This is a genomic window from Aliiroseovarius sp. YM-037 (assembly GCF_048060095.1).
Lineage (GTDB): Bacteria > Pseudomonadota > Alphaproteobacteria > Rhodobacterales > Rhodobacteraceae > JBLUOA01.
In genome coordinates this window covers 281,946-302,908 of sequence record NZ_JBLUOA010000001.1, presented here as the reverse complement: position 1 = coordinate 302,908, position 20,963 = coordinate 281,946, and the positions used below count along the sequence as shown (strand labels likewise).

General features: G+C 59.5%; 22 protein-coding genes. 6 read left to right on the top strand and 16 right to left on the bottom strand.

All coding sequences use genetic code 11. From position 1 onward, the window contains the following. Position 1: 1 nt before the first annotated feature. Both ACEWPJ_RS01365 and dapD read right to left on the bottom strand, forming a co-directional pair. Positions 2–346 carry a hypothetical protein gene (locus ACEWPJ_RS01365; protein WP_416510365.1) on the bottom strand — a complete coding sequence of 115 codons (345 nt, stop codon included), beginning with the start codon at positions 344–346 and terminating at the stop codon, positions 2–4. Continuing rightward, entirely contained in the window at positions 339–1,166 is an 828-nt protein-coding gene (gene dapD, locus ACEWPJ_RS01360) for a 2,3,4,5-tetrahydropyridine-2,6-dicarboxylate N-succinyltransferase (protein ID WP_416510364.1), read from the bottom strand. The genes ACEWPJ_RS01365 and dapD overlap by 8 nt, the downstream gene beginning before the upstream one ends. Positions 1,167–1,264: 98 nt before the next feature. Between dapD and ACEWPJ_RS01355 the strand changes: the two genes are divergently transcribed. Beyond that, positions 1,265–2,107 (top strand): TIGR00730 family Rossman fold protein, encoded by an 843-nt coding sequence (locus tag ACEWPJ_RS01355; protein WP_416510363.1) that lies wholly within the window; start codon positions 1,265–1,267, stop codon positions 2,105–2,107. A 14-nt stretch (positions 2,108–2,121) separates the two neighbouring features. On the opposite strand, the gene ACEWPJ_RS01350 is transcribed toward ACEWPJ_RS01355, so the two are convergent. The 3 genes from ACEWPJ_RS01350 to ACEWPJ_RS01340 all read right to left on the bottom strand — a co-directional run bounded on the left by ACEWPJ_RS01350 (position 2,122) and on the right by ACEWPJ_RS01340 (position 5,087). Further along, the gene (locus ACEWPJ_RS01350; RefSeq protein WP_416510362.1) at positions 2,122–3,219 is read right to left on the bottom strand and encodes a hypothetical protein; all 1,098 of its coding nucleotides are present in this window, start codon (positions 3,217–3,219) and stop codon (positions 2,122–2,124) included. A gap of 62 nt (positions 3,220–3,281) precedes the next feature. Then, positions 3,282–4,463, bottom strand: a complete 1,182-nt coding sequence (rlmN, locus tag ACEWPJ_RS01345) for a 23S rRNA (adenine(2503)-C(2))-methyltransferase RlmN (protein WP_416510361.1) — start codon at positions 4,461–4,463, stop codon at positions 3,282–3,284. 93 nt (positions 4,464–4,556) lie between these two features. Then, positions 4,557–5,087, bottom strand: a complete 531-nt coding sequence (locus tag ACEWPJ_RS01340) for an invasion associated locus B family protein (RefSeq protein ID WP_416510360.1) — start codon at positions 5,085–5,087, stop codon at positions 4,557–4,559. A gap of 177 nt (positions 5,088–5,264) precedes the next feature. Between ACEWPJ_RS01340 and ACEWPJ_RS01335 the strand changes: the two genes are divergently transcribed. Then, entirely contained in the window at positions 5,265–6,263 is a 999-nt protein-coding gene (locus ACEWPJ_RS01335) for an asparaginase (protein ID WP_416510359.1), read from the top strand. A gap of 3 nt (positions 6,264–6,266) precedes the next feature. Here the strand turns inward: ACEWPJ_RS01335 and serB are convergent, their stop codons facing one another. Continuing rightward, positions 6,267–7,145 carry a phosphoserine phosphatase SerB gene (gene serB, locus ACEWPJ_RS01330; RefSeq protein ID WP_416510358.1) on the bottom strand — a complete coding sequence of 293 codons (879 nt, stop codon included), beginning with the start codon at positions 7,143–7,145 and terminating at the stop codon, positions 6,267–6,269. Positions 7,146–7,293: 148 nt separating this feature from the next. Here serB and ACEWPJ_RS01325 point away from each other — a divergent pair, with 148 nt between their 5' ends. Together ACEWPJ_RS01325 and serA are read left to right on the top strand one after the other, a co-directional pair. Further along, the gene (locus ACEWPJ_RS01325; RefSeq protein WP_416510357.1) at positions 7,294–8,451 is read left to right on the top strand and encodes a phosphoserine transaminase; all 1,158 of its coding nucleotides are present in this window, start codon (positions 7,294–7,296) and stop codon (positions 8,449–8,451) included. Positions 8,452–8,516: 65 nt separating this feature from the next. Then, complete coding sequence (serA, locus tag ACEWPJ_RS01320; protein WP_416510356.1) at positions 8,517–10,112, top strand: phosphoglycerate dehydrogenase; 1,596 nt, start codon at positions 8,517–8,519, stop codon at positions 10,110–10,112. Between the two features lie 39 nt (positions 10,113–10,151). Here serA and ACEWPJ_RS01315 read toward each other — a convergent pair whose 3' ends face one another. Genes ACEWPJ_RS01315 through ACEWPJ_RS01305 form a run of 3 tightly spaced genes read right to left on the bottom strand, consistent with a single transcriptional unit; the run spans position 10,152 to position 12,940 of the window. Continuing rightward, positions 10,152–10,343 (bottom strand): DUF2783 domain-containing protein, encoded by a 192-nt coding sequence (locus ACEWPJ_RS01315; RefSeq protein WP_416510355.1) that lies wholly within the window; start codon positions 10,341–10,343, stop codon positions 10,152–10,154. A gap of 11 nt (positions 10,344–10,354) precedes the next feature. Next, positions 10,355–11,959, bottom strand: a complete 1,605-nt coding sequence (locus ACEWPJ_RS01310) for an FAD-dependent oxidoreductase (RefSeq protein ID WP_416510354.1) — start codon at positions 11,957–11,959, stop codon at positions 10,355–10,357. A gap of 30 nt (positions 11,960–11,989) precedes the next feature. Then, positions 11,990–12,940, bottom strand: coding sequence for an MBL fold metallo-hydrolase (locus ACEWPJ_RS01305; protein WP_416510353.1), 951 nt, complete (start codon positions 12,938–12,940; stop codon positions 11,990–11,992). Positions 12,941–12,992: 52 nt separating this feature from the next. Between ACEWPJ_RS01305 and ACEWPJ_RS01300 the strand changes: the two genes are divergently transcribed. Beyond that, on the top strand, positions 12,993–13,556 hold the full coding sequence (locus ACEWPJ_RS01300; protein ID WP_416510352.1) for a DUF2585 domain-containing protein: 564 nt from the start codon (positions 12,993–12,995) through the stop codon (positions 13,554–13,556). Positions 13,557–13,583: 27 nt separating this feature from the next. Here ACEWPJ_RS01300 and fahA read toward each other — a convergent pair whose 3' ends face one another. The 7 genes from fahA to ACEWPJ_RS01265 all read right to left on the bottom strand — a co-directional run bounded on the left by fahA (position 13,584) and on the right by ACEWPJ_RS01265 (position 20,338). After that, positions 13,584–14,858, bottom strand: coding sequence for a fumarylacetoacetase (gene fahA, locus ACEWPJ_RS01295; RefSeq protein WP_416510351.1), 1,275 nt, complete (start codon positions 14,856–14,858; stop codon positions 13,584–13,586). Positions 14,859–14,870: 12 nt separating this feature from the next. Next, on the bottom strand, positions 14,871–15,509 hold the full coding sequence (gene maiA, locus ACEWPJ_RS01290) for a maleylacetoacetate isomerase (protein ID WP_416510350.1): 639 nt from the start codon (positions 15,507–15,509) through the stop codon (positions 14,871–14,873). Beyond that, positions 15,506–15,697, bottom strand: a complete 192-nt coding sequence (locus ACEWPJ_RS01285) for a hypothetical protein (protein WP_416510349.1) — start codon at positions 15,695–15,697, stop codon at positions 15,506–15,508. Before ACEWPJ_RS01285 ends, maiA begins: the two co-directional genes overlap by 4 nt. Further along, a complete protein-coding gene (gene hmgA / locus ACEWPJ_RS01280) occupies positions 15,694–17,055 on the bottom strand; it encodes a homogentisate 1,2-dioxygenase (protein WP_416510348.1) in 1,362 nt (453 codons plus the stop codon). The genes ACEWPJ_RS01285 and hmgA overlap by 4 nt, the downstream gene beginning before the upstream one ends. Before the next feature lie 55 nt (positions 17,056–17,110). Then, positions 17,111–17,929 carry a LytTR family DNA-binding domain-containing protein gene (locus ACEWPJ_RS01275; protein WP_416510347.1) on the bottom strand — a complete coding sequence of 273 codons (819 nt, stop codon included), beginning with the start codon at positions 17,927–17,929 and terminating at the stop codon, positions 17,111–17,113. A 169-nt stretch (positions 17,930–18,098) separates the two neighbouring features. Further along, positions 18,099–19,139: an L-threonine 3-dehydrogenase gene (gene tdh, locus ACEWPJ_RS01270; protein WP_416510346.1), complete on the bottom strand. Its 1,041-nt coding sequence runs from the start codon at positions 19,137–19,139 to the stop codon at positions 18,099–18,101. Then, on the bottom strand, positions 19,136–20,338 hold the full coding sequence (locus tag ACEWPJ_RS01265; protein WP_416510345.1) for a glycine C-acetyltransferase: 1,203 nt from the start codon (positions 20,336–20,338) through the stop codon (positions 19,136–19,138). The genes tdh and ACEWPJ_RS01265 overlap by 4 nt, the downstream gene beginning before the upstream one ends. A gap of 185 nt (positions 20,339–20,523) precedes the next feature. Between ACEWPJ_RS01265 and ACEWPJ_RS01260 the strand changes: the two genes are divergently transcribed. Continuing rightward, positions 20,524–20,961, top strand: a complete 438-nt coding sequence (locus tag ACEWPJ_RS01260; protein ID WP_416510344.1) for a MarR family winged helix-turn-helix transcriptional regulator — start codon at positions 20,524–20,526, stop codon at positions 20,959–20,961. The last annotated feature ends 2 nt before the right edge of the window (positions 20,962–20,963 follow it).

Sequence of the window (20,963 nt, the reverse complement as noted above, 5' to 3'; positions counted from 1 at the left end):
CCTAGCTGCCCGGTTTGTCGAAGAACGGCGTCATCTGCGCGACGATCACCGCGTTTTCTTCCAACGCGCGCGTCATCAAGGCGCGTTCCTCTTCGCCGATCTCGTGCCCCTGTTCCAGACGTTCATCAAGGGTGCCGTAGCCCGTGACATCCAGCGGCGCGGTGTCCGCTTGTTTCAGGATCGCGACGGTTTCGCGCACGGCCTCGGCCTCATCCACGCCGCTGGCAAAGCACATCAGCGCAGCGCCAGTCGCCCCTTTGGGCAACCCGTCACCGTCCTTGCGGCCGACCTCGACCAGCAGGGTATAGACCTGCTGGCGCGATGGTTTCTTGGGCTTGTCAGTCACGCAGCAGCTCGTTGATCCCGGTTTTTGACCGGGTGCGTTCGTCCACGCGCTTGACGATCACGGCGCAATAAAGGCTGATGTTGTTCTTCGACGGCATCGACCCGGCGACGACGACCGAATAGGGCGGCACCTCGCCATACATCACGTCGCCGGTTTCCCGGTCCACGATCTTGGTCGACTGGCCGATGAAAACGCCCATGCCAAGGACGGACCCTTCGCGCACGATGCAACCCTCAACAACTTCGGATCGGGCGCCGATAAAGCAGTTGTCTTCGATGATCGTCGGCCCGGCCTGCATCGGCTCAAGCACGCCACCGATGCCGACGCCGCCCGACAGGTGGACGTTCTTGCCGATCTGCGCGCAACTTCCGACGGTTGCCCATGTGTCGACCATCGTGCCCTCGTCCACGTAGGCGCCAAGGTTCACGAAGGACGGCATCAGCACGACGCCCGGCGCGACGAATGCGGACTTGCGCACCACCGCACCTGGCACAGCACGGAAACCCGCGGCCTTCCACTGGTTGTCGCCCCAGCCCTTGAACTTGCTGTCGACCTTGTCCCACCAGCCGCCGCCTTGCGGGCCACCGTCCTGCTGTTCCATGTTCTTGATGCGGAACCCCAGCAGCACGGCTTTCTTCGCCCACTGGTTCACATGCCATTGACCGTCATCGCCCCGCTCCGCAACCCGCAGCTTGCCGCTGTCGAGCGCGTTCAGCGTATCTTCAATCGCCTCGCGGGTTTCACCGGTCGTTGCGGGCGTAATCGCATCGCGGGTCTCCCATGCGGCTTCGATCGCGGCTTCAAGTTGGGTATTCGACATGAGAGTCCCCTCTAAAACGTGTCTGGCCTCGGTTCGGCGAAGGCTATAGACCGGGAAGCTACAACGCGCAATGCAGGACAAATAGGTAGGAGCCTTTGATGAAAGACGAAAATCGCAAACATCCGATGCGATACGCCCGTCAGGACATGGAACAGGCGCGCGAGATTCCGGATACGCCGCAGACCCGTGCCCCCGCCTACCGACTGGCCTTTGCCGACGACGATTTCCTGTGCCGCGCCGAACTGCGCCCGGTGCGCTTGCAACTGGAACTGCTGAAACCCGAAATGGCGCTGGAAGAGGCCGGGATCAATTCAACCATCGTCCTGTTCGGTGGTGCCCGCATCCCAGAGCCGTCAAAGAAAGACACCGCGCGGACAGAGACATTAGCTGAACTGTCCTCGTTCTATGACGAAGCCCGCGAATTCGCCCGGCTGATGACGCTGAAATCGCTAGAGAGCGACAGCAAGGAAGACGTGATCGTCACCGGCGGCGGCCCCGGCGTGATGGAGGCCGGCAACCGCGGCGCAATCGACGCGGGCGGTTGTTCGATGGGTCTGAATATCGTCCTGCCCCACGAACAGGCCCCAAATGAATACGTGACACCCGGTCTTTGCTTCAATTTCCACTACTTCGCGATCCGCAAGATGCACTTTCTGATGCGGGCCAAGGCGATCTGCGTCTTCCCCGGCGGCTTCGGCACGCTGGACGAACTGTTTGAATCGCTGACGCTGATCCAAACCGGCCGCATGAAACGCATCCCGTTCCTGCTGTTCGGCGAAGCCTTCTGGCGCAAAATCATCAACTGGAAAGCGCTAGAAGACGCCGGGACGATTGGCGCCGATGACCTTGAGCTTTTCCGGTTTGTGGATACAGCACAGCAGGCGGTGGAGATTATTGAGGGGTGGAGCCCCGAGGACGCACCGGCGGCGCATCCCACCTAGCGGCACCGCTCCCGTTAGCGGTTCAGAAACTCTTCGACTGCGACGGCGGCCCTGTCGATATTGGTATCAAGATCGGGGCCGTAGCGGTCCAGAATCGGCTGGAACATCTCGTCCCGCCAGGTTTCGCCGTCCAGAAACGCTTGCGCACTGTCGGCGTCCGAAATGACCGGCAGATGGGCGATCTTGTCTGCATTTTCGCCGATGCGGTGCATCTCCGTATCGATAATCGCCAGTGGCAGCTTGCGATAGACGGCATCAAGCACGACTGTCGAGGGGTGGCTAATCACCATATCGGCGTGATCCATGACATCATGCACGCCGGCCCATTTCAGCGGCCCCGAATGGCGGTCCGACAATAGAACGTTGTCAAAGGTCTCTGCCAGATCGGTGTCGAGGTCTTTGTGCCCGTCAAGGTTTCGGCTGCGATGGGATCGCAGGATAAACAGCCGGTCCGGATTCGCGGCGACCATCTTGCCCATGTAATCGCGGGCATGGGTGTATTTCGCGCCGTCATGAAGCCGCTCAGACCCATAGTTGTGGCAAATCAAGACGATCTGCCGATAGGCAGCGCAAATCTCCGTCATCTCTGCCGCGCCGGGGAAAGCAGGCAGCAGGTTTTTCTTCTGAAACCCGACGACACTGCTCCGGGGGCGGATATCCTCGTGGGTGATCTCTTTCATGTTGGACGGCAGATCGTCCCAAAGAAGGAATTTCTGCGCGTAGTAGTTTTTGATGATGTTATCGCGGGTGTAGTTCAGCGAAAGCTGGTTCATTCCGTGCTGCATGAAGATCAGCGGCACTTTCATCTTGGGAATCACAGTGTCACGGGGGCGGATGCGTTTGTAATAGGCAACAGGGTCAGTATGGGCGAGCACCGCGTCGGCCCGCAGCATCCGAGGGAGGGAAAGCAATTCTAACCCGATCGGTGAGGCGACTTTGAAAGGCATACCGCTCCGCTCAAACAACGGCAGGATACGGGGATCGGTTTTGATAAGACGCTTGCCGACAATCGCCTCAACCGCGACGTTGCCGCGTTGATGAAGGCGGAACAGCAGTCCCGTGCAAATTTCGAAACTCGGCGGGTGCGGGATAAAGCTGATAAGCTTTTTCACGGATCAGCCACCACTATGCTGCCGAGACAGCGATCAAAGCTGCGCGCGCCCAACACATCACCTTACAACCCCGCCTCTTGCGCAATCTGCTTGCGAGATTTCAGGGCGCGTTCGGTTTCCGACTTCAACTGCCCGCAGGCGGCCATGATGTCTTCGCCGCGCGGGGTGCGGATGGGGGATGCGTAGCCAGCCTTGTAGATGATATCGGCAAAGGCGCGGATGCGGTTGTTTGACGACCTTTCGTAAGGCGCGCCGGGCCATTCGTTGAAGGGGATCAAGTTCACCTTGGCCGGGATACCTTTGATCAGTTCGATCAGGCGGCGGGCGTCTTCGTCGCTGTCGTTCACGTCTTTCAGCATCACATATTCAAACGTGATCCGTTCCGAATTCGACACCTTGGGATATTCCCTGAGCGCGTCGAGAAGGTCGGCAATCGGCCAGCGTTTGTTGATCGGGACGAGCTTATTGCGCACCTCATCCGTGGTCGCATGGAAGGACACCGCAAGAAGACAACCGATTTCCTCGGCTGTGCGAGCAATCTCTGGCACGACGCCGGAGGTCGACAGGGTGATCCGGCGGCGCGACAGGGAAATCCCTTCGGGGTCCATCGCGATCTTCATCGCGTCGCGGACGTTTTCGAAATTATAAAGCGGCTCTCCCATGCCCATCAGGACGATGTTCGACAAAAGGCGGGTTTCGTTTTTCGGGTTCCGCCCGGGTTCGGGCCATTCACCCAGATCGTCGCGGGCGACCATCACCTGACCGATGATCTCAGCTGGCGTCAGGTTGCGCACCAGCTTTTGCGTGCCGGTGTGGCAGAAGGAACAGGTCAATGTGCAACCGACCTGCGAAGAAATGCAAAGCGTGCCGCGCCCTTCCTCGGGGATATAGACGACCTCGACCTCATGCCCGCCTGCGATGCGGACAAGGTATTTGCGCGTTCCATCTTCGCTTAGTTGACGGGTCACGACCTCTGGCACTTCGATGACGAAGTTTTCGTCAAGCTGGGTGCGGTAATCCTTGGCAAGGTTTGTCATCGACGCAAAGTCGCGCACACCCTTCTGATAGATCCACTGCCAAATCTGACCGACCCGCATATTGGCCTGCTTTTCCGGCGTTCCGGTCGCAAGCAAGGCGTCCCGCATCCCGTCGCGCGTCAGGCCGACAAGGTTTACCTTGCCGCCTTCCGGCGCTTTTCGGGGGATGGTCAGAACATCCTGAGTGATGGGTGTCGAGGCTGTCATTGGTGGCTCCGTCGCGGTCAAGCGGCCTCAGTATAGCAAATGGGCGCGGTTGAGAACCACCGCGCCCATGAAAATCACCAGATTGTGCGCGGCTTAGCTGCTACAGCGATTCTCTGCCTCTTCCAGCGCGGCGGTGAAGCCAAGCAGGGAGAAGGTGTCTTGCGTTTTGGTGCCCCGGCTTGAACGGCCAGAGATAATGGCGTTTGTGCCGCGTTTCATCGCGGTGATGATCTTGGCATCGTCGCCCTCACCCGCAGGCCATGCGTTTTCGCCTGAGGTGAACAGCACGAATTTCGCATCGCCAATCTCAAGCTCAACCGTTGATCCTTCGGCGAAGGGGTAGCCGCCGGTGAACGACACTTCACCCGACACGCCTGCGCCGGGGCGATAGGACACGAACATCAGGATTTCGCTGCGACGCACAGCGACAACGCGACCATCCTTGGTGTTCACAGTTTCCTTGGGGCTGGACACGGCCCAGCATTCCTTCGGTTCATCCTCGACAAACACGCTCCAATCCGTGCTTGCCGCGACGCGGTTGTCGGATGTTTCCTGCGCCAGCGCTCCGGTAGCCAATAGGGCCAATCCGGCGCCGCCGATCACGCGTGCAAAAATTGATGTCATTCTATTCACAGCCTCCAGCTGTATGTGCCTCTGTTTCCGTCCGCCGGGCGGGGCTTACTGCCCACCTTCTTGCCGGCGCGCGGTTTTCAACTCGATACCGGCACAATAACGTAATAATGCCAATAGTTGAAAGACCCGTTGGCAGAAAATTGCGCAGCCATTCAAGGAAGGAAAATCATGAGTTCACCGGAAGTGTTCGCCGAAATCTGGCGCGGTTCGATCCTGGAATGTGTGCATCTGGGCCACGCGGTCGTGTGCGACGCCTCCGGCGCTATTGTCGAAGCGTGGGGAAACCCCGATCAGATCATCCTGCCGCGGTCGTCCTGCAAGATGGTGCAGGCACTTCCGCTAATCGAAAGCGGTGCTGCGAAAGCCGCAGGTGTGACCCCCGAAGAACTGGCGCTTGCCTGCGCGTCCCATGACGGGGCGACGATCCATACCGACCGCGTGGCAAGATGGCTTGATCGGATCGGGTTGTCCGAATCCGATCTGCGCTGCGGGGCGCATCCGCCGACCGGTGTTCCGGCGCGGGATCGGCTGATCCGCGCGGGTGATAGCCCCTGTCAGCTTCATAACAACTGTTCCGGCAAGCACGCTGGGTTCCTGTCTTACGCCAAGCATGTCGGTGCGGGACCAGAATATGTAGACCTTGACCATCCGCTGCAAAAGGCTGTGCGGGAGTCGTTCGAAGACCTGACCGGGATGGAAAGCCCCGGCCACGGGATCGACGGATGCTCCGCCCCGAATTTCGCGACGTCCGTGCATGGGTTGGCCCGCGCGATGGCGTTTTTCGCCGCCGCGCCCGAGGATGGAACGACCCGCGAAGCTGCCGCGCATCAGCTGGTCCGGGCGATGATTGCGCATCCAGACCTCGTCGCGGGCGAAGATCGCGCCTGCACCGAACTGATGCGCGCGATGGATGGGAAAGCCGCGATCAAGACCGGCGCGGATGGTGTCTATATCGGTATTCTGCCGGAGCAAAAGCTGGGTCTCGCGTTGAAAATCGTCGATGGGGCGACCCGCGCGTCTGAATGTGCGATTGCGGCGCTGCTGGTGCGGTTGGGTGTTCTGGCTGCTGACCACCCGGCGACGCGCAAGCGGATGAACCACCGGGTTACGAACTGGCGAGGGCTGGAAACAGGCTCTATCCTGCCCGGAAAGGTGCTTTTGACGTAGCGATCAGCCGGCGACAAACGCGTCGCGGGAATAGCCTTGGATATATAATAACGCGGTCAGGTCACCGTGATTGATGCGGATATCGCATTCCGCTGCAACCATGGGTTTTGCGTGTAGGGCGACGCCTGATCCGGCAAGTCCCAGCATCCCCAGATCGTTCGCCCCGTCGCCGACAGCCATAACATCTTGCGGCATGATCCCGAGCGTCGCGGTAATCTCCTGCAACGCCTCGACCTTCGCATCCCGGCCCAAGATCGGCTGCGCAACCTCACCTGTCAGTTTGCCATCCTTCGCCAGCAACCGATTGGCGCGATTTTCGTCAAAGCCGAGTTTCGCGGCGATATGCGCGGTAAAATCGACAAACCCGCCCGACACCAGCGCAGTATAAGCGCCATTCGCCTTCATCGTCCCCAGCAACTCCGGCCCGCCGGGCATCAGGGTAATGCGATTGGCCAAAACAGTCTCTATTACACCGTAATCTAGCCCTTTTAGCAGCCCGACCCGTTCGCGCAGAGCTCCCTCAAAATCCAGCTCACCATTCATCGCGCGGGCGGTAATCGCGGCAACGTGGTCGCCCACCCCGGCCTCTGCGGCGAGTTCGTCGATACACTCCTGCTGGATCATCGTGGAGTCCATATCGGCAAGAAGTATCGCCTTGCGCCGTCCCTCCTCCGGTTGCACGACAAGGTCGATCCCGAGGGTTTGCAGGTTTTTCCATACCTCCCACCGGTTTGATGGGATTTCGGCGATGGCAAACTCCGCCGCGATATCGGGCGACAGCCATTGCACATCCCCGCCGCCCCATGCGTTACGCAGGGCGTCAACCGTGGCGGCATCCAGACAAGGCGTCGCCGGGTTCGTCAGTAGGGTCGCGATGAACATAAACAGAGTTCCGTTTCAGACTGCGTCGTTTTTTATCACTCAAGCGGCGCATTAGCGCCTTTTTTGCCCTTGCACCAGCCCCGGAAACCGCTAAACCCGTCTGCGGGACACCCCTCCCCAACGAGGGGCATATATCTGGAAGGATACCATGACTGATATTGTAAAACCGGCAACGCGGCCGGCCAATCCGCGTTTTTCTTCTGGCCCTTGTGCCAAACCCCCCACATGGACGCTTGATGCGCTGTCTGACGCCGCTTTGGGCCGGTCCCACCGTGCCGCCATTGGCAAAGACAAGCTGAAAGCCGCCATCGAACAGACGCGCGAAATACTTGAAATTCCAGCAGATTACCGCATTGGAATCGTACCTGCATCCGATACGGGCGCCGTCGAAATGGCGATGTGGTCGCTTCTGGGCGAACGCCCGGTCGAAATGCTCGCCTGGGAAAGTTTCGGCAAGGGCTGGATCACCGATGTGATGAAACAGCTCAAGATCGACGCGACCGCGCATGAGGCGGAGTATGGCCGCCTGCCCGATCTGGCTGCGGTGAATTTCGACAATGACGTCGTATTCACGTGGAACGGCACGACCTCTGGCGTGCGCGTGCCGAACGGCGACTTTATTTCGGCGGACCGGGATGGTCTGACGATTTGCGATGCCACATCTGCCGCGTTCGCGATGGATCTGCCTTGGGACAAGCTCGATGTGACGACATTCTCTTGGCAGAAGGTGCTGGGCGGCGAGGCGGCGCACGGGATGCTGATCCTCAGCCCTCGGGCGGTTCAGCGGCTGGAAAGCTACACCCCCGCTTGGCCGCTGCCGAAAATCTTCCGCCTGACCAAAGGCGGCAAGCTGATCGAAGGCATCTTTGAAGGCGCGACAATCAACACGCCGTCGATGCTCGCTGTCGAGGATTACCTTTTCGCGCTCGATTGGGCGAAATCGGTCGGTGGTTTGGCTGGGTTGAAGGCGCGTGCAGACGCGAATTCGGCTGAAATAGAGTCTCTTTGCGGCCGAAACGACTGGATCGACTTCCTTGCCGAAGTGCCCGCGACGCGGTCAAACACCTCGGTCTGTCTCAAGTTCACGGATGAACGGATCACCGATGGCGCAACTTTCGCGAAGGCCGTGGCGAAGCGGCTGGAAGCCGAAGGTGTCGCCTATGACATCGGCGCTTATCGCGACGCCCCCGCGGGTCTGCGGATCTGGTGCGGCGGAACGGTCGAAACCTCTGACATCGCGGCCCTGACGCCGTGGATCGAGTGGGCGTTTCACTCCGAAATCGCGGCACTGTCAGAGCCTGCATAATTCCCTTGCGGGCGGCCCGCGCCGCCCGAACCACCAGAATTTCATTCCTACAAGGACCCGCAAAAATGGCTCCCAAAGTTCTCGTTTCCGACAAGCTTTCCGAAACCGCCGTTCAGATTTTCCGCGACCGGGGGATCGACGTCGATTTCGAACCCACCCTTGGCAAAGACAAGGAAAAACTGGCCGAGGTGATTGGTCAATACGATGGCCTCGCCATCCGTTCTGCCACCAAAGTCACTGAAAAGCTGCTGCGGCAGGCGGATAACCTCAAGGTCATCGGTCGCGCCGGGATTGGGGTCGACAACGTCGACATCTCCGCCGCATCGAAAAAGGGCGTGATCGTAATGAACACCCCTTTCGGCAATTCCATCACTACTGCCGAACACGCGATTTCACTGATGATGGCGGTCGCCCGACAAGTGCCAGAGGCAAACGCGTCGACCCATCAGGGCAAATGGGAAAAGTCCCGTTTTATGGGCGTTGAACTGACGAACAAGACGCTTGGCGTTATCGGATGCGGCAATATCGGCTCTATCGCGGCAGATCGGGCGCTTGGGCTTAAGATGAAAGTCGTCGCGTTCGACCCTTTCCTGAGCGAAGAGCGCGCGGCAAAACTTGGTGTCACCAAGGTTGAGCTGGACGAGTTGCTGGCCCGTGCGGATTTCATCACGCTGCATGTGCCGCTGACCGACAAGACGCGAAATATCCTGTCGGCCGAAAACATCGCGAAGACCAAGAAGGGCGTGCGGATCGTCAACTGCGCCCGTGGCGGTTTGGTAGATGAGGCCGCGCTGGCCGACGCGCTGAAATCCGGCCATGTCGCCGGCGCGGGCTTTGACGTGTTTGAGGTCGAGCCTGCCACCGACTCCCCCTTGTTCGGGCTGCCCAATGTCGTCGTGACGCCGCACCTTGGCGCCGCAACGACCGAGGCGCAGGAAAACGTAGCGGTTCAGGTGGCGGAGCAGATGTCAGACTACCTGCTGACCGGGGCCGTGCAGAACGCACTGAACATGCCATCGGTCACGGCAGAGGAAGCCGCCGTTATGGGGCCGTGGGTCAAGCTTGCCGAACACCTCGGCGCGTTTGTCGGGCAGATGACGGATGAACCGGTGAAGGCGATCAATATCCTCTATGACGGCGCGGTTGCCGAAATGAACCTTGAAGCGCTGAACTGCGCCGCCGTATCCGGTATCATCAAGGCGTCGAATCCGGATGTGAATATGGTCTCCGCCCCGGTTGTCGCGCGGGAACGGGGAATCACGATTTCCAAAACCACGCAGGAAAAGACCGGGGTGTTTGATGCCTATGTCAAGCTGACCGTGGTGACGGCTGAACGTGAACGGTCAATCGCAGGCACGGTGTTTTCGGACGGAAAGCCCCGGTTCATCCAGATCAAGGGCATCAACATCGACGCCGAGATCGGGCGCCACATGCTCTACACCACGAACAACGATATGCCGGGGATCATCGGCACGTTGGGTCAGACGATGGGCGAAAACGGCGTCAACATCGCGAACTTCACCCTTGGCCGATCCACCGTTGGGGGGGAGGCGATAGCCCTGCTTTACGTCGATGATCGGGTCGCCGATAGCGTTCTGGAAAAGCTATGCGGCACAGGTATGTTCCATTCGGTCAGACCGTTGGAATTCGACGTCGCCTGACGCATTTCGGGGCATCGTCCTTCGGTGCCTCATACGACCCTAATCCACGGTCAAAAGCGCGGCTTTCATCGCATCACGCAGAACCTCTCGGTCCCCTATGTGATTGGCCAGCAGCAGGATCAGCCGCGCGTTGATCGCAGCGCTTTCGTCAAGGTCGCGACCCTCGTGCAGTTCCAGAAGTTCGGCATAGAAACCGTCGGCGTCGGGGATGTTCGGTGTGGTCTTGAGCATGTCGGTCATCCTCACACTTGGCCCGTCGCGCGGCGGATCGCGGCGCGCACGGCGGTTTCGTCATAATCGGTCCATCGGGCGGCGATATGCTGATCGGGACGGATCAGATAGATCGCCGCTGATTTTTCGCCGAGGTAGCGATCATCGAAATCCCGATTCTCGCCCGGGGCAATCGACAGGGTTTCAACACGAACACCAGACTCCTCGATCGCCTCGGGCGCATCGCATCCAATCGCCAGAAGCCGGAACCGACTGTCGAGATGGTCAAGCAACCACCCCTTCGCAATCGGCGCATCGCAGGCCGGAACGCCGGGGCGCGTCCGGTCAGGAAGGGTCGTGTCATCCGCCGTGTTCAGCGCGGAATGGTGATAGGTACAAGGCACGGACAGACGGCCCGAATTGACCAGCGGGCGGGCGAATTCGTGATGTTCGGCCAGATCCAGAACCGCATCGCGGAAGGTGCGGCTGACCTCGGATTTCGGTGTGATGAAATCGGTCGAACGAGAAGAGTTCAGGATATTCTCGTCCGCGCCGTGAACCCGTTCATCATCATAGGTGTCGAGCAGGCTTTCCGGCGCTGCCCCGTCAATCACCAGTTTCAGCTTCCAGCATAGGTTGTCCACGTCTTGCAGCCCGGAATTCGCACCCCGCGCGCCGAAGGGGCTGACCTGATGCGCCGCGTCGCCGGCAAAGATGGTGCGACCGTGGCGGAACTTGTCCATCCGGCGGCATTGGAAGGTGTAGATCGACACCCACTCAATCTCAAACTCCACATCTTCGCCAAGCATCGCTTTCAGGCGCGGGATCACGTTTTCCGGCTGCTTTTCGCGTTCCTTGTCGATATCCCAGCCAAGCTGCAAATCAATCCGCCAGACCCCGTCAGGCTGCTTGTGAAGCAGCGCGGATTGCCCGCGATTGAAAGGCGGATCGAACCAGAACCAGCGTTCGGTCGGAAAGTCCGCCTCCATCACCACATCGGCGATCAGGAAGTTATCCTCAAACACCCGCCCGACGAAATCGAGGCCGAGCATCCGGCGCGTTGGCGACCCTGCGCCGTCACAGGCGATGAGCCAGTCAGCCTCGATGTTATACGCCCCCTCAGGCGTGTCGATCTCCAGCGTGACGTGGTCGTCGTGCTGGCCGATGGCGGACACCTTGTTGCGCCCACGCAGGTCGATGGGTTTGCCCTCTGCCTGAAATTCGCGCACACGGGCGACGAGGTATTCTTCCAGATAGTATTGCTGAAGATTGATGAAGGCGGGTCGTTTGTGCCCCTCCTCCGGCAGCAGGTTGAAGGTATAAGTTTCCCGTTCGCCAAAGAACACCTTGCCGACATTCCACGTCACACCCTTTTCCACCATCGGATCACCGCAGCCCAAACGGTCAAGGATTTCCAGCGGACGCTTGGCGAAGCAAATGGCGCGGCTGCCAAAGCTCACCTTGTCATTGTCATCAAGCACGACGACCGGAATATCCTGCTGACCAAGATCAATCGCCGCAGCGAGGCCAACCGGGCCCGCCCCAATGATCACGACCGGATGGCGGACGGGTGTGTGGGCATCCTGATCGGGCGAGCGGGTGTAGGCGTAGAGGGGTGTTTCAAAAATCTTGGTCATCCGAATATCCTCCTACCGGGCGTTGGTATTTTACCCCTGCAACGCGCCCCACATTTCCAGATCGCGCTGCGCGGTCCAGATACGCGGGGTGTCGATGCCGCGGGCTTCGTCATAGGCGCGGGCGACGTTGAAGGGCAGGCAGTGTTCGTAGATCGCGTAATCGGCGAATTTTGGGTCGCACTCGGCCCGCACAGCGTCCCACGCGTCTTTTAGGGAGCCTCCTCGCGCCGCAACCTTCTGAACCGGGCGATAGGTGCTTTCGATGAAGTCGCGGGTGTTTTCAATGGCGGCGGCGACCATTTCGCGGCCGACCAGCGCATCCCCCCGCCCTGGTGCAATGGAACTTGGGTCGAACCAAGCGATGTTGTCCAGCGTATCGCCCCAATCGCTGAAATGCCCATCACCGCAATAGCAGGCGGAGTGGTATTCGACGATATCGCCTGTGAACATCACCTCTTGATCAGGCACCCAGACGACGGCGTCGCCCGCCGTGTGCGCGCGGCCAAGATGCATAATGTCGATCCGCCGATTGCCGAGGTAGACGGTCATGCTGTCCGAAAAGGTCGTGGTCGGCCACGTGAGGCCCGGAATACTCTCATGCCCCTCGAACAGACGCGGGAAGCGTTGGAATTCGCTGTCCCAATCCTCCTGCCCGCGTTCGACCACCATCGCGCGAGCGGTGTCGGACATGATGATCTGATCGGCCCCATAGGCCGCCGCGCCCAACACGCGGACGGCGTGGTAGTGGGTCAGAACCAGATGGGTGATCGGCTTGTCCGTCACCTTGCGGATTTCCTCGATCACCTTGTTAGCGAGCCGCGGGGTCGCCTGTGCTTCGACCACCATGACGCTGTCGTCACCGATGATAACGCCGGAGTTCGGGTCGCCCTCAGCCGTAAACGCCCAAAGGCCATCACCAACCTCGGTAAAACTGGTCTTTTTCTCGGTCATATCGCCTTGTGATGCGAATGCTTTGGCCATGGTCCGGTATTCCTTTCTAGACAGCGAACGGGCGGTGTGATTCTGTCCGCCCATGTTTGATCGTCGATTGATACCCTATTGGGTGACCGCCTTCGTTATCCTTGCCACTGCGGCCATCCTGCTTGGGATGGGGCGCGTACCGATTTGCGAGTGCGGGACAGTCAAGCTTTGGTATGGGGAGGTGATGACCTCTGAAAACTCTCAGCATTTGATGGACTGGTATACGCCCAGCCATCTGCTGCACGGGTTCTTGTTCTACGCCGCTCTCTGGCTGGTGGCGCGGCGTGTTCCCATTGGTTGGCGGCTGGTGATCGCTACGATTGTCGAATGCGCGTGGGAGATTGTCGAAAACACCAACGCGGTGATCGAACGGTATCGTGAGGTTACGATCTCTCTCGACTATTACGGCGACTCCGTCGTCAATTCGGTAGCTGACATCGTGGCGATGCTGGTTGGTTTCTGGCTGGCGCGGGTATTGCCGGTCTGGGTCAGCGTGGTGATCGTTATCGGGTTTGAGCTGCTGACCGCATACCTGATCCGCGACGGGCTGGCGCTGAACGTGCTGATGCTGCTTTATCCGCTCGATGCGGTGAAAGACTGGCAAGGCGCGCTCTGACACCGGGTATGTCGCCGGGCCTGCCATCTAGCGCTTGTAAGGGTCTTTGTGCGCCGGAAGCAGCGTGCCCACGCAATCGCCAAAACCGATCTGGTAGCCGTCGCCCTTCGCCGCGCCTTTCAGTGTCAGCGTATCGCCATCCTCGATGAAGCTGCGTTCTTCTCCGGTCTCAAGCGCGATGGGTTCCTTGCCGCCCCAGCTAAGCTCCAGAAGCGCACCGCGTTCATGCTTTTCAGGGCCGGAGATGGTGCCGGAACCGAGCAGGTCGCCCGCATTCATCGGGCAGCCGGAGGTCGTGTGATGCGCAAGCTGCTGCGCCGCCGAATAATACATCACGCTGTAGTTCGTGCGCGTGATCGTGGTTTCGGATTTGCCTTCGGGGGCAAGCGATACCTCAAGGTCGATATCATACAGCATCGGGCCGGGTTCTTGCAGATAGGGCAGCAGCGGCTTTTCGCGGTCGGGGGTTGATGTGCGAAACGGCTCCAGCGCCGCTTTGGTCACGATCCAAGGGCTGATCGTGGTCGCCGTCGCCTTGGCCTGAAACGGGCCGAGCGGTTGGTACTCCCACGCCTGAATATCCCGCGCGGACCAGTCGTTCAGAAGGACGTAGCCGAAGATCGCGTCGTCCGCCTCTTGCACGGTGATCGGGCCTTCGGAGGGGGTGCCGACGATCGCGCCCATCTCAAGTTCGATGTCAAAACGCTTGCACGGCTCGAACCGTGGTGCGTCGTCGTTCGGCCCCTTGAGCTGCCCCCAAGGGCGGCGCACATCGGTTCCGCTGACAACGACCGACGACGCGCGGCCATTATAGCCAATCGGGATATGCAGCCAGTTCGGCGGAAGCGCGTTTTCCGGCCCCCGGAACATGGTGCCAACATTCATCGCGTGGTTCTTACCGGCGTAGAAATCGGTGTATTCGGACACGATAAACGGGAGGTGCAGGGTCGTGTCGGCCATAGGCACCAGCGCTTGGGCGCGCATGTCGGCATCGGACGACAGCACATGATCGCCACCCTCTTTCAGCAGATCGGTGAGGCGGGCGCGAAGCTCTGCCCATTTTTTCGGCCCAAGCTCCATCACCTCGTTCCAGAACGGCAGATCGAGCGCCGGTTCGTCGTCCAGCGCGATCACGCCTTCTTCCTCTAGATAAGCAACGTCGAGGATCATATCGCCAATCGCCACACCGCACCGCGGTTCATCCTCATCCACCGAAAACACCCCGTATGGCAGGTTGTTCAGAGGGAACGGAGTGTCGGGCGAATTGGCGCTTTCGACCCAGGATTTCAGAAGTTTGGTCATGTGGTCCTCATGTCAGGCGGCGTCGGGCTGAACTTCGGGCCGCGCGTCTTGAAAGGGTTTCAGGGCAAGGCACGCCCGTTCGATCGCAACCAATCGGGGATAGGCGGTCATGTCCACCCCCCACCGGTTCGCATTGTAGATCTGCGGCACGATGCAGATATCGGCAAGGCTGGGCGCATCGCCCGTGGCATAGGGCAGATCGGGCGGCAGCAGGGCCGTCAGCGCGTCAAAGCCCCGCTGCATCCAGTGGCGCATCCAATCGGCCTTGGCGTCCGCATCCGCGCCGAAATCGGTGCCGAGCTTTTGCGCCACCCGAAGGTTGTTCACCGGATGGATATCCATCGCAACCGTATGCGCTATGGCCAGACACCGCGCCCGCGCCAGCGGATCGGACGGCACAAGCGCCGGGTCAGGATAAGTCGCGTCGAGCCAATCAATGATCGCAAGCGATTGCGTCAGCACCTCACCGTCATCGGTCACCAGCGTCGGCACGGAGTGACCCGGATTCAGCGCGACGTAGTCCGCCGAATGTTGCTGCCCGCCGTCCTTCATCAGATCGACGGGGATGAGATCGCACGCGATCCCTTTGAGGTTCAGCGCAATCCGGGCGCGGTAGGCGGTGGTAGAACGCCAGTAGGTATAGAGTTTCATCGCCCGTCGCCCCTGCGTCGGTTGGGCAGGCGATCCCATTGCTGCCGCTCCGGCCCGCGCAGTTCATGGCCCGGCCCCTTGCCGTATCGATCCGGCCGGTTGTTCACAAATTTCTGCCACCACGCATATAGAACGGCGATCAAGGCCAGCCCGACAAGGACCAGAAAGACAACGCCCATCAGCTTCATTTGCGACCCGGCGTGCCGTCGAATTTCTTTTCGATATCCGTCCAGCAGTCGATGTAGTTGTCCTGTAGCGGAGCTTCTTTCGCCGCGAACGAGGTCAGGTGTTGCGGAAAGCGCGTTTCGAACATGAACGACATCGTGTTGTCGAGTTTTTCGGGCTTGAGGTCAGCATTCGAAGCGCCTTCAAAGGCGTTCTTGTCCGGGCCATGCGGGATCATCATGTTATGAAGACTCATCCCGCCGGGAACGAAGCCTTCGGGCTTTGCGTCATACTGGCCGTAGATGTTGCCCATCAGCTCGGACATGATGTTCTTGTGATACCAAGGCGGGCGGAACGTATCCTCCATCACCATCCAGCGTTCGCGGAACAGGACGAAGTCGATATTCGCCGTGCCTTCGACGCCGGACGGCGCGGTCAAGACGGTAAAGATCGACGGGTCCGGGTGGTCGAACAGGATCGCACCGACCGGGCAATAAGTGGTCAGGTCGTATTTCACCGGCGCGTAGTTGCCGTGCCATGCGACGACATCCAGCGGAGAGTGGCCGATTTCCGTCTTGTGGAATTGGCCGCACCATTTGACGGTCACGGTCGACGGCACTTCACGGTCTTCAAACGCGGCAACGGGGGTTTTGAAATCCCGTCGGTTCGCCATACAGTTCGCGCCGATCGGGCCACGGCCCGGCAGTTCAAACTTCTGGCCGTAGTTTTCGCAGACAAACCCGCGTGCCGGACCTTCCACCAACTCAACCCGATAAACCAACCCGCGCGGAATGATCGCGATTTCCTGCGGCTTGAGGTCAATGATGCCAAGTTCCGTGTGGAACCGCAGCTTGCCGTCCTGCGGGACAATCAGCAATTCGGAATCCGCCGAGAAGAAGTAGTCATCCTCCATCGACGCGGTCACGAGGTAGATGTGGCTTGCCATGCCGACTTGGGTGTTCACATCCCCGGCAGTCGTCATGGTTCGCATCCCGGTCACAAAGGTCAGCGGCGTGTCGGTATGAGGAACCGGATCCCACCGATATTGGCCGAGCGAGATCACATCAGGATCGACATTCGGCGCCGACACCCAATGCGGCATGTCGATCTTGGCAAAGCGATGCGTGTGCTTGACTGAGGGGCGGATACGGTAACACCACGTCCGTTCGTTCTGATGGCTGGGCGCGGTAAAGGCGGTGCCGGAAAGCTGCTCACCATAAAGGCCGTAGTTGCATTTCTGCGGGCTGTTCATGCCTTGCGGCAGGGCGTCGGGTAGTGCTTCGGTTTCGAAATCATTGCCAAAACCGGGCATGTAGCCTTCGGACGTTCCGTAAGGTGTCGCGGCGCGTGTCATGTCGCGGGGCGGAGTCTGGGTGTTCATCGAAATTCCTCCCAAGTGGATCAGCGGCAACTATATCGTTGCAAATGCAACGAAGTCAAGCTGACTGGCCCCCAATCACCGCGCGAACGGCAGGAAGATATGTGCGGCTGACCGGAAGCTCTCGCCCATCGGACAGGATCACTGCATAGCTTGATCCCTGGCGTTTAAGTTCCGTGATATGCGCCGTTACCGCCCAATGGGATCGATGAACCCGGATGCCCGGAAAATCTGCAAGCACCGTTTCAACCGTGCTGATTTTCTCAAGAACAAGCCGCCTGCCTTGGGTTGTCGTTACTTCAAGGTAGTGGTCCTGTTTGCTGAGAGAGATGAGCTCCCCTCCGACCTTGCCGCAGAGTTTGTGCATGAACCGAGCATGTTTGAAAGCGGCATTATCTCGCGTGCCCGAGAGGGAGATTCCAGCAGGATTCAGCCGAGCCTTTGCCAATGGACGCAGGTCGACAACGCACATAACAGCGTTGATCGCCAGTACCTTCAGGTAGAGGGGGGCGAACTCTTCAAGTCTCTGCTCCGGGTCCAGAAAGACCTTTCCAAGCGCCAGCATCACAAGCGTCGCGGGCACCGACCCCACTAGCGCCCAGCCGATTATCCGCAGCACCGCGGACGCACGTTGAACCAGCGTCAACCGCAACGAATAGTAAGCCATTGAATTCATGATGAGACCGATCCCACCAACGGCCAGACCCCAATAGGCAAAACGGCCAAAAAAATCGAGCGATCGGTATGTTCCGAATGGCCCCGAATACGCCAGCACCAATGTGGCCCCGGCCACGATGACGAGCTTTCTTTTTAAATCAACTTTAACGTGTGTAACTGGGGAAATCACTTGCGATACGTCACTGGTAATACTTGCCATTCACGAATGATAACGCGTCACTCGTGCAAGACAACTAATCTCAGGCATCAGAACTTGCTAGCCCAATCGGCGGGAAGTGCAGGCAGCATGTGTGAGTGACGCATGTCTGAGTGAGCATATTTCGAATAGCAAAAAATTTTCTGGTCTGCGCTTCCCGCTAATGCGAATTTCAGGCATCCCAATCCAGAACCACCTTGCCGGACGATCCGCCTTTCATCGCGGCGAACCCGTCGCGGAAATCGTCGACTTTGAAGCGGTGGGTGATCACCTCTCGCACGTCGAGACCGTTTTCGAGCATGGCGATCATCTTGTACCACGTCTCAAAAATCTCGCGCCCATAGACGCCCTTGATCGTGATCGCCTTGAACACGATGCGGGACCAATCGACCGGCGATTTTCCGGGCGGGATTCCAAGCAATGCGATCCGCCCGCCCATCACCAAGGCTTCGACCATCTGGTCAAGCGCGGCCTGATTGCCGGACATCTCAAGCCCCACGTCGAACCCCTGCTTCATCTTGAGAGAGGAGACAACGCTTTCCAAATCCTGCTCGGCCACATTGACCGGAACCACATCCGTCACCCGCGCCGCCAGGGCGAGACGGTCGGGGTTGACGTCGGTAATCACAACATGCCGCGCGCCGACGTGACGGGCGACCGCCGCCGCCATGATGCCAATCGGCCCGGCTCCGGTGATCAGAACGTCCTCTCCCACGAGATCAAAGCTAAGCGCGGTGTGAACGGCGTTTCCAAGCGGATCGAGGATCGCGCCGATCTCATCATCAATCTGATCTGGCAAGGGCACGACGTTGAAAGCGGGCAACCGCAGATATTCGGCAAACGCGCCCTGTTCATTCACGCCGATCCCACGGGTCGCCGGATCTAGGTGAAACTTCCCCGCGCGGGATTGGCGGGAGGTTTTGCCGATCAAATGCCCCTCGCCCGAACAGCGCTGCCCGATTGACAGCCCTTCGACATTCTTGCCCATATCGACAATCTCGCCTGCGAATTCATGGCCAGTGATCAGCGGCACGGGCACGGTTTTCTGCGCCCAGTCATCCCAGTTCCAAATATGAATATCGGTGCCGCAGATACCGGTCATCCGCACCCGGATCAGCACATCATCGGGGCCGATCTCGGGGACGGGGTGATGCTCCATCCAAAGCCCTTCCTCGGGCTTGGCTTTCACCAGAGCTTTCATTTCGTTGGTCATTGTATCACCCCTACAGCGCGACCCGCCGTCGCAAATGCATTGAGAGAGAAATCAAGGTCATCCCGCGTCAGCGCCGCGTTCATCTGCGTTCTGATCCGCGCCTGCCCTTTTGGGACGACCGGAAAAAAGAACCCGGCAACGAACACGCTTTCCTTGAACAGCCAAGTTGCCATGTCCTGACTTAGCCTTGCGTCGCCGAGCATCACCGGAACAATCGGATGTTCACCGGGCAACAGGTCAAACCCAAGATCGGTCAGCCCCGCCCGCCAATAGGCGGTGTTGTCGAACAGCTTTTGGCGAAGGTCGTCGCCCTCCTCGACCAGATCAAGCGCAGCGATTCCGGCCATCACGACCGACGGCGGCAGGGAATTTGAGAACAGATAGGGCCGCGCCCGTTGGCGCAGCAGGTCAATCACTTTTTGCGGCCCGGCGATATAGCCGCCAATAGCGCCACCCAGCGCCTTGCCCAACGTGCCGGTCATGATATCGACATCGACCTTGAAATGCGCCGGGGTTCCGCGCCCCTTCGGACCCATGAAGCCCGTGGCGTGGCAGTCATCGACCATCACCAGCGCCTCATACTTTTCGGCGAGGGCAGTGATTTCCGGCAGTTTCGCCAAATAACCATCCATCGAAAACACGCCGTCGGTTGCAATCATGATGAACCGGGCGCCGTCCGCGCGGGCCTCTTTCAGCCGCGCCTCAAGCTCATCCATATCCGAGTTCGCGTAGCGATACCGCTTCGCCTTGCAGAGCCGGATTCCGTCAATGATCGACGCGTGGTTCAGCGCGTCGGAGATGATCGCGTCCTCCGCGCTAAGCAGCGGTTCGAACAACCCGCCATTCGCGTCGAAACACGCGGCGAACAGGATTGCATCGTCCTTTTTCAGGAACTGCGCGATGCGGTGTTCCAACTGGCGGTGAATATCTTGTGTGCCGCAGATGAAGCGGACCGACGCCATGCCGAACCCATGGTCATCAAGGCTCAGCTTCGCGGCATTGATGAGGGTCGGATGATCGGCAAGGCCAAGGTAGTTGTTCGCGCACAGGTTCACGACGTTCTCATGGGTATGGCCTTTGAAATCGACAGTGATCCGACCGCCTTGGGGCGACGTGATCGCCCGCTCGCGCTTCATCAGGCCGTCGGTCTCAATCTCGCTAAGGGTCTCTGTCAGATGATCCAAGAATTGCTGTGTCATTGTGGTTCCTTTCGCGGCGCGGCTTTTGATCGAATAGACTCAACGGCCCAGGCCTTCAAGCAGACGGCATCACCCCCGCACTCCGCTTCGGCTGACCGTGCGCCTTGGGGTCGGCACTGTCAACGGCTTGCCTTGCGGGCGGAAAACATGCAGTCATATCACTTGCAACGACCCCGGAGAAAGCCGTGACGGATTTCAAACTTGATGAGTTTCTGCCCTACCAGCTTGCCGTCGCCGCATCCCGCGTCAGCCGCGCGTTTTCCGCCCATTATATTGAGAAGTTTGGAATTTCGACACCTGAATGGCGCGTCGTCGCACATCTAAGCCAGGAAGGGTCGGTAAGCGTGCGCGAAATTCACCGCAGGGTCGATATGGATAAATCCAAGGTCAGCCGCGCCGCCGGGCGGCTTGAGGCGGCGGGGTATATCTCCAAATCCGAGAACCGGTCAGATCGGCGGCTGGTGGAACTGCAACTGACCGACAAGGGGCGGGAGATGATCGATCAACTCGCCCCGGTCGCGCGGGGCTTTGAACAAGAGCTTCTGGCGCATCTGGGCGAGGACGGCGCGACATTCAGGGGTGCGCTGGATGATCTGCTGAACGCGATGGCGGCAAAGCACTAGGG

Coding starts and splice junctions, on each gene's coding strand:
- ACEWPJ_RS01310 (WP_416510354.1), bottom strand. CDS start 11,959: ATGACCAAGATTTTTGAAACACCCCTCTACGCCTACACCCGCTCGCCC.
- hmgA (WP_416510348.1), bottom strand. CDS start 17,055: ATGAACACCCAGACTCCGCCCCGCGACATGACACGCGCCGCGACACCT.
- tdh (WP_416510346.1), bottom strand. CDS start 19,139: ATGACCAACGAAATGAAAGCTCTGGTGAAAGCCAAGCCCGAGGAAGGG.
- serB (WP_416510358.1), bottom strand. CDS start 7,145: ATGTTCATCGCGACCCTACTGACGAACCCGGCGACGCCTTGTCTGGAT.
- serA (WP_416510356.1), top strand. CDS start 8,517: ATGGCTCCCAAAGTTCTCGTTTCCGACAAGCTTTCCGAAACCGCCGTT.
- ACEWPJ_RS01315 (WP_416510355.1), bottom strand. CDS start 10,343: ATGCTCAAGACCACACCGAACATCCCCGACGCCGACGGTTTCTATGCC.
- ACEWPJ_RS01335 (WP_416510359.1), top strand. CDS start 5,265: ATGAGTTCACCGGAAGTGTTCGCCGAAATCTGGCGCGGTTCGATCCTG.
- ACEWPJ_RS01340 (WP_416510360.1), bottom strand. CDS start 5,087: ATGACATCAATTTTTGCACGCGTGATCGGCGGCGCCGGATTGGCCCTA.
- ACEWPJ_RS01305 (WP_416510353.1), bottom strand. CDS start 12,940: ATGGCCAAAGCATTCGCATCACAAGGCGATATGACCGAGAAAAAGACC.
- ACEWPJ_RS01325 (WP_416510357.1), top strand. CDS start 7,294: ATGACTGATATTGTAAAACCGGCAACGCGGCCGGCCAATCCGCGTTTT.
- ACEWPJ_RS01300 (WP_416510352.1), top strand. CDS start 12,993: ATGTTTGATCGTCGATTGATACCCTATTGGGTGACCGCCTTCGTTATC.
- fahA (WP_416510351.1), bottom strand. CDS start 14,858: ATGACCAAACTTCTGAAATCCTGGGTCGAAAGCGCCAATTCGCCCGAC.
- ACEWPJ_RS01285 (WP_416510349.1), bottom strand. CDS start 15,697: ATGAAGCTGATGGGCGTTGTCTTTCTGGTCCTTGTCGGGCTGGCCTTG.
- dapD (WP_416510364.1), bottom strand. CDS start 1,166: ATGTCGAATACCCAACTTGAAGCCGCGATCGAAGCCGCATGGGAGACC.
- ACEWPJ_RS01275 (WP_416510347.1), bottom strand. CDS start 17,929: ATGGCAAGTATTACCAGTGACGTATCGCAAGTGATTTCCCCAGTTACA.
- rlmN (WP_416510361.1), bottom strand. CDS start 4,463: ATGACAGCCTCGACACCCATCACTCAGGATGTTCTGACCATCCCCCGA.
- maiA (WP_416510350.1), bottom strand. CDS start 15,509: ATGAAACTCTATACCTACTGGCGTTCTACCACCGCCTACCGCGCCCGG.
- ACEWPJ_RS01265 (WP_416510345.1), bottom strand. CDS start 20,338: ATGACACAGCAATTCTTGGATCATCTGACAGAGACCCTTAGCGAGATT.
- ACEWPJ_RS01355 (WP_416510363.1), top strand. CDS start 1,265: ATGAAAGACGAAAATCGCAAACATCCGATGCGATACGCCCGTCAGGAC.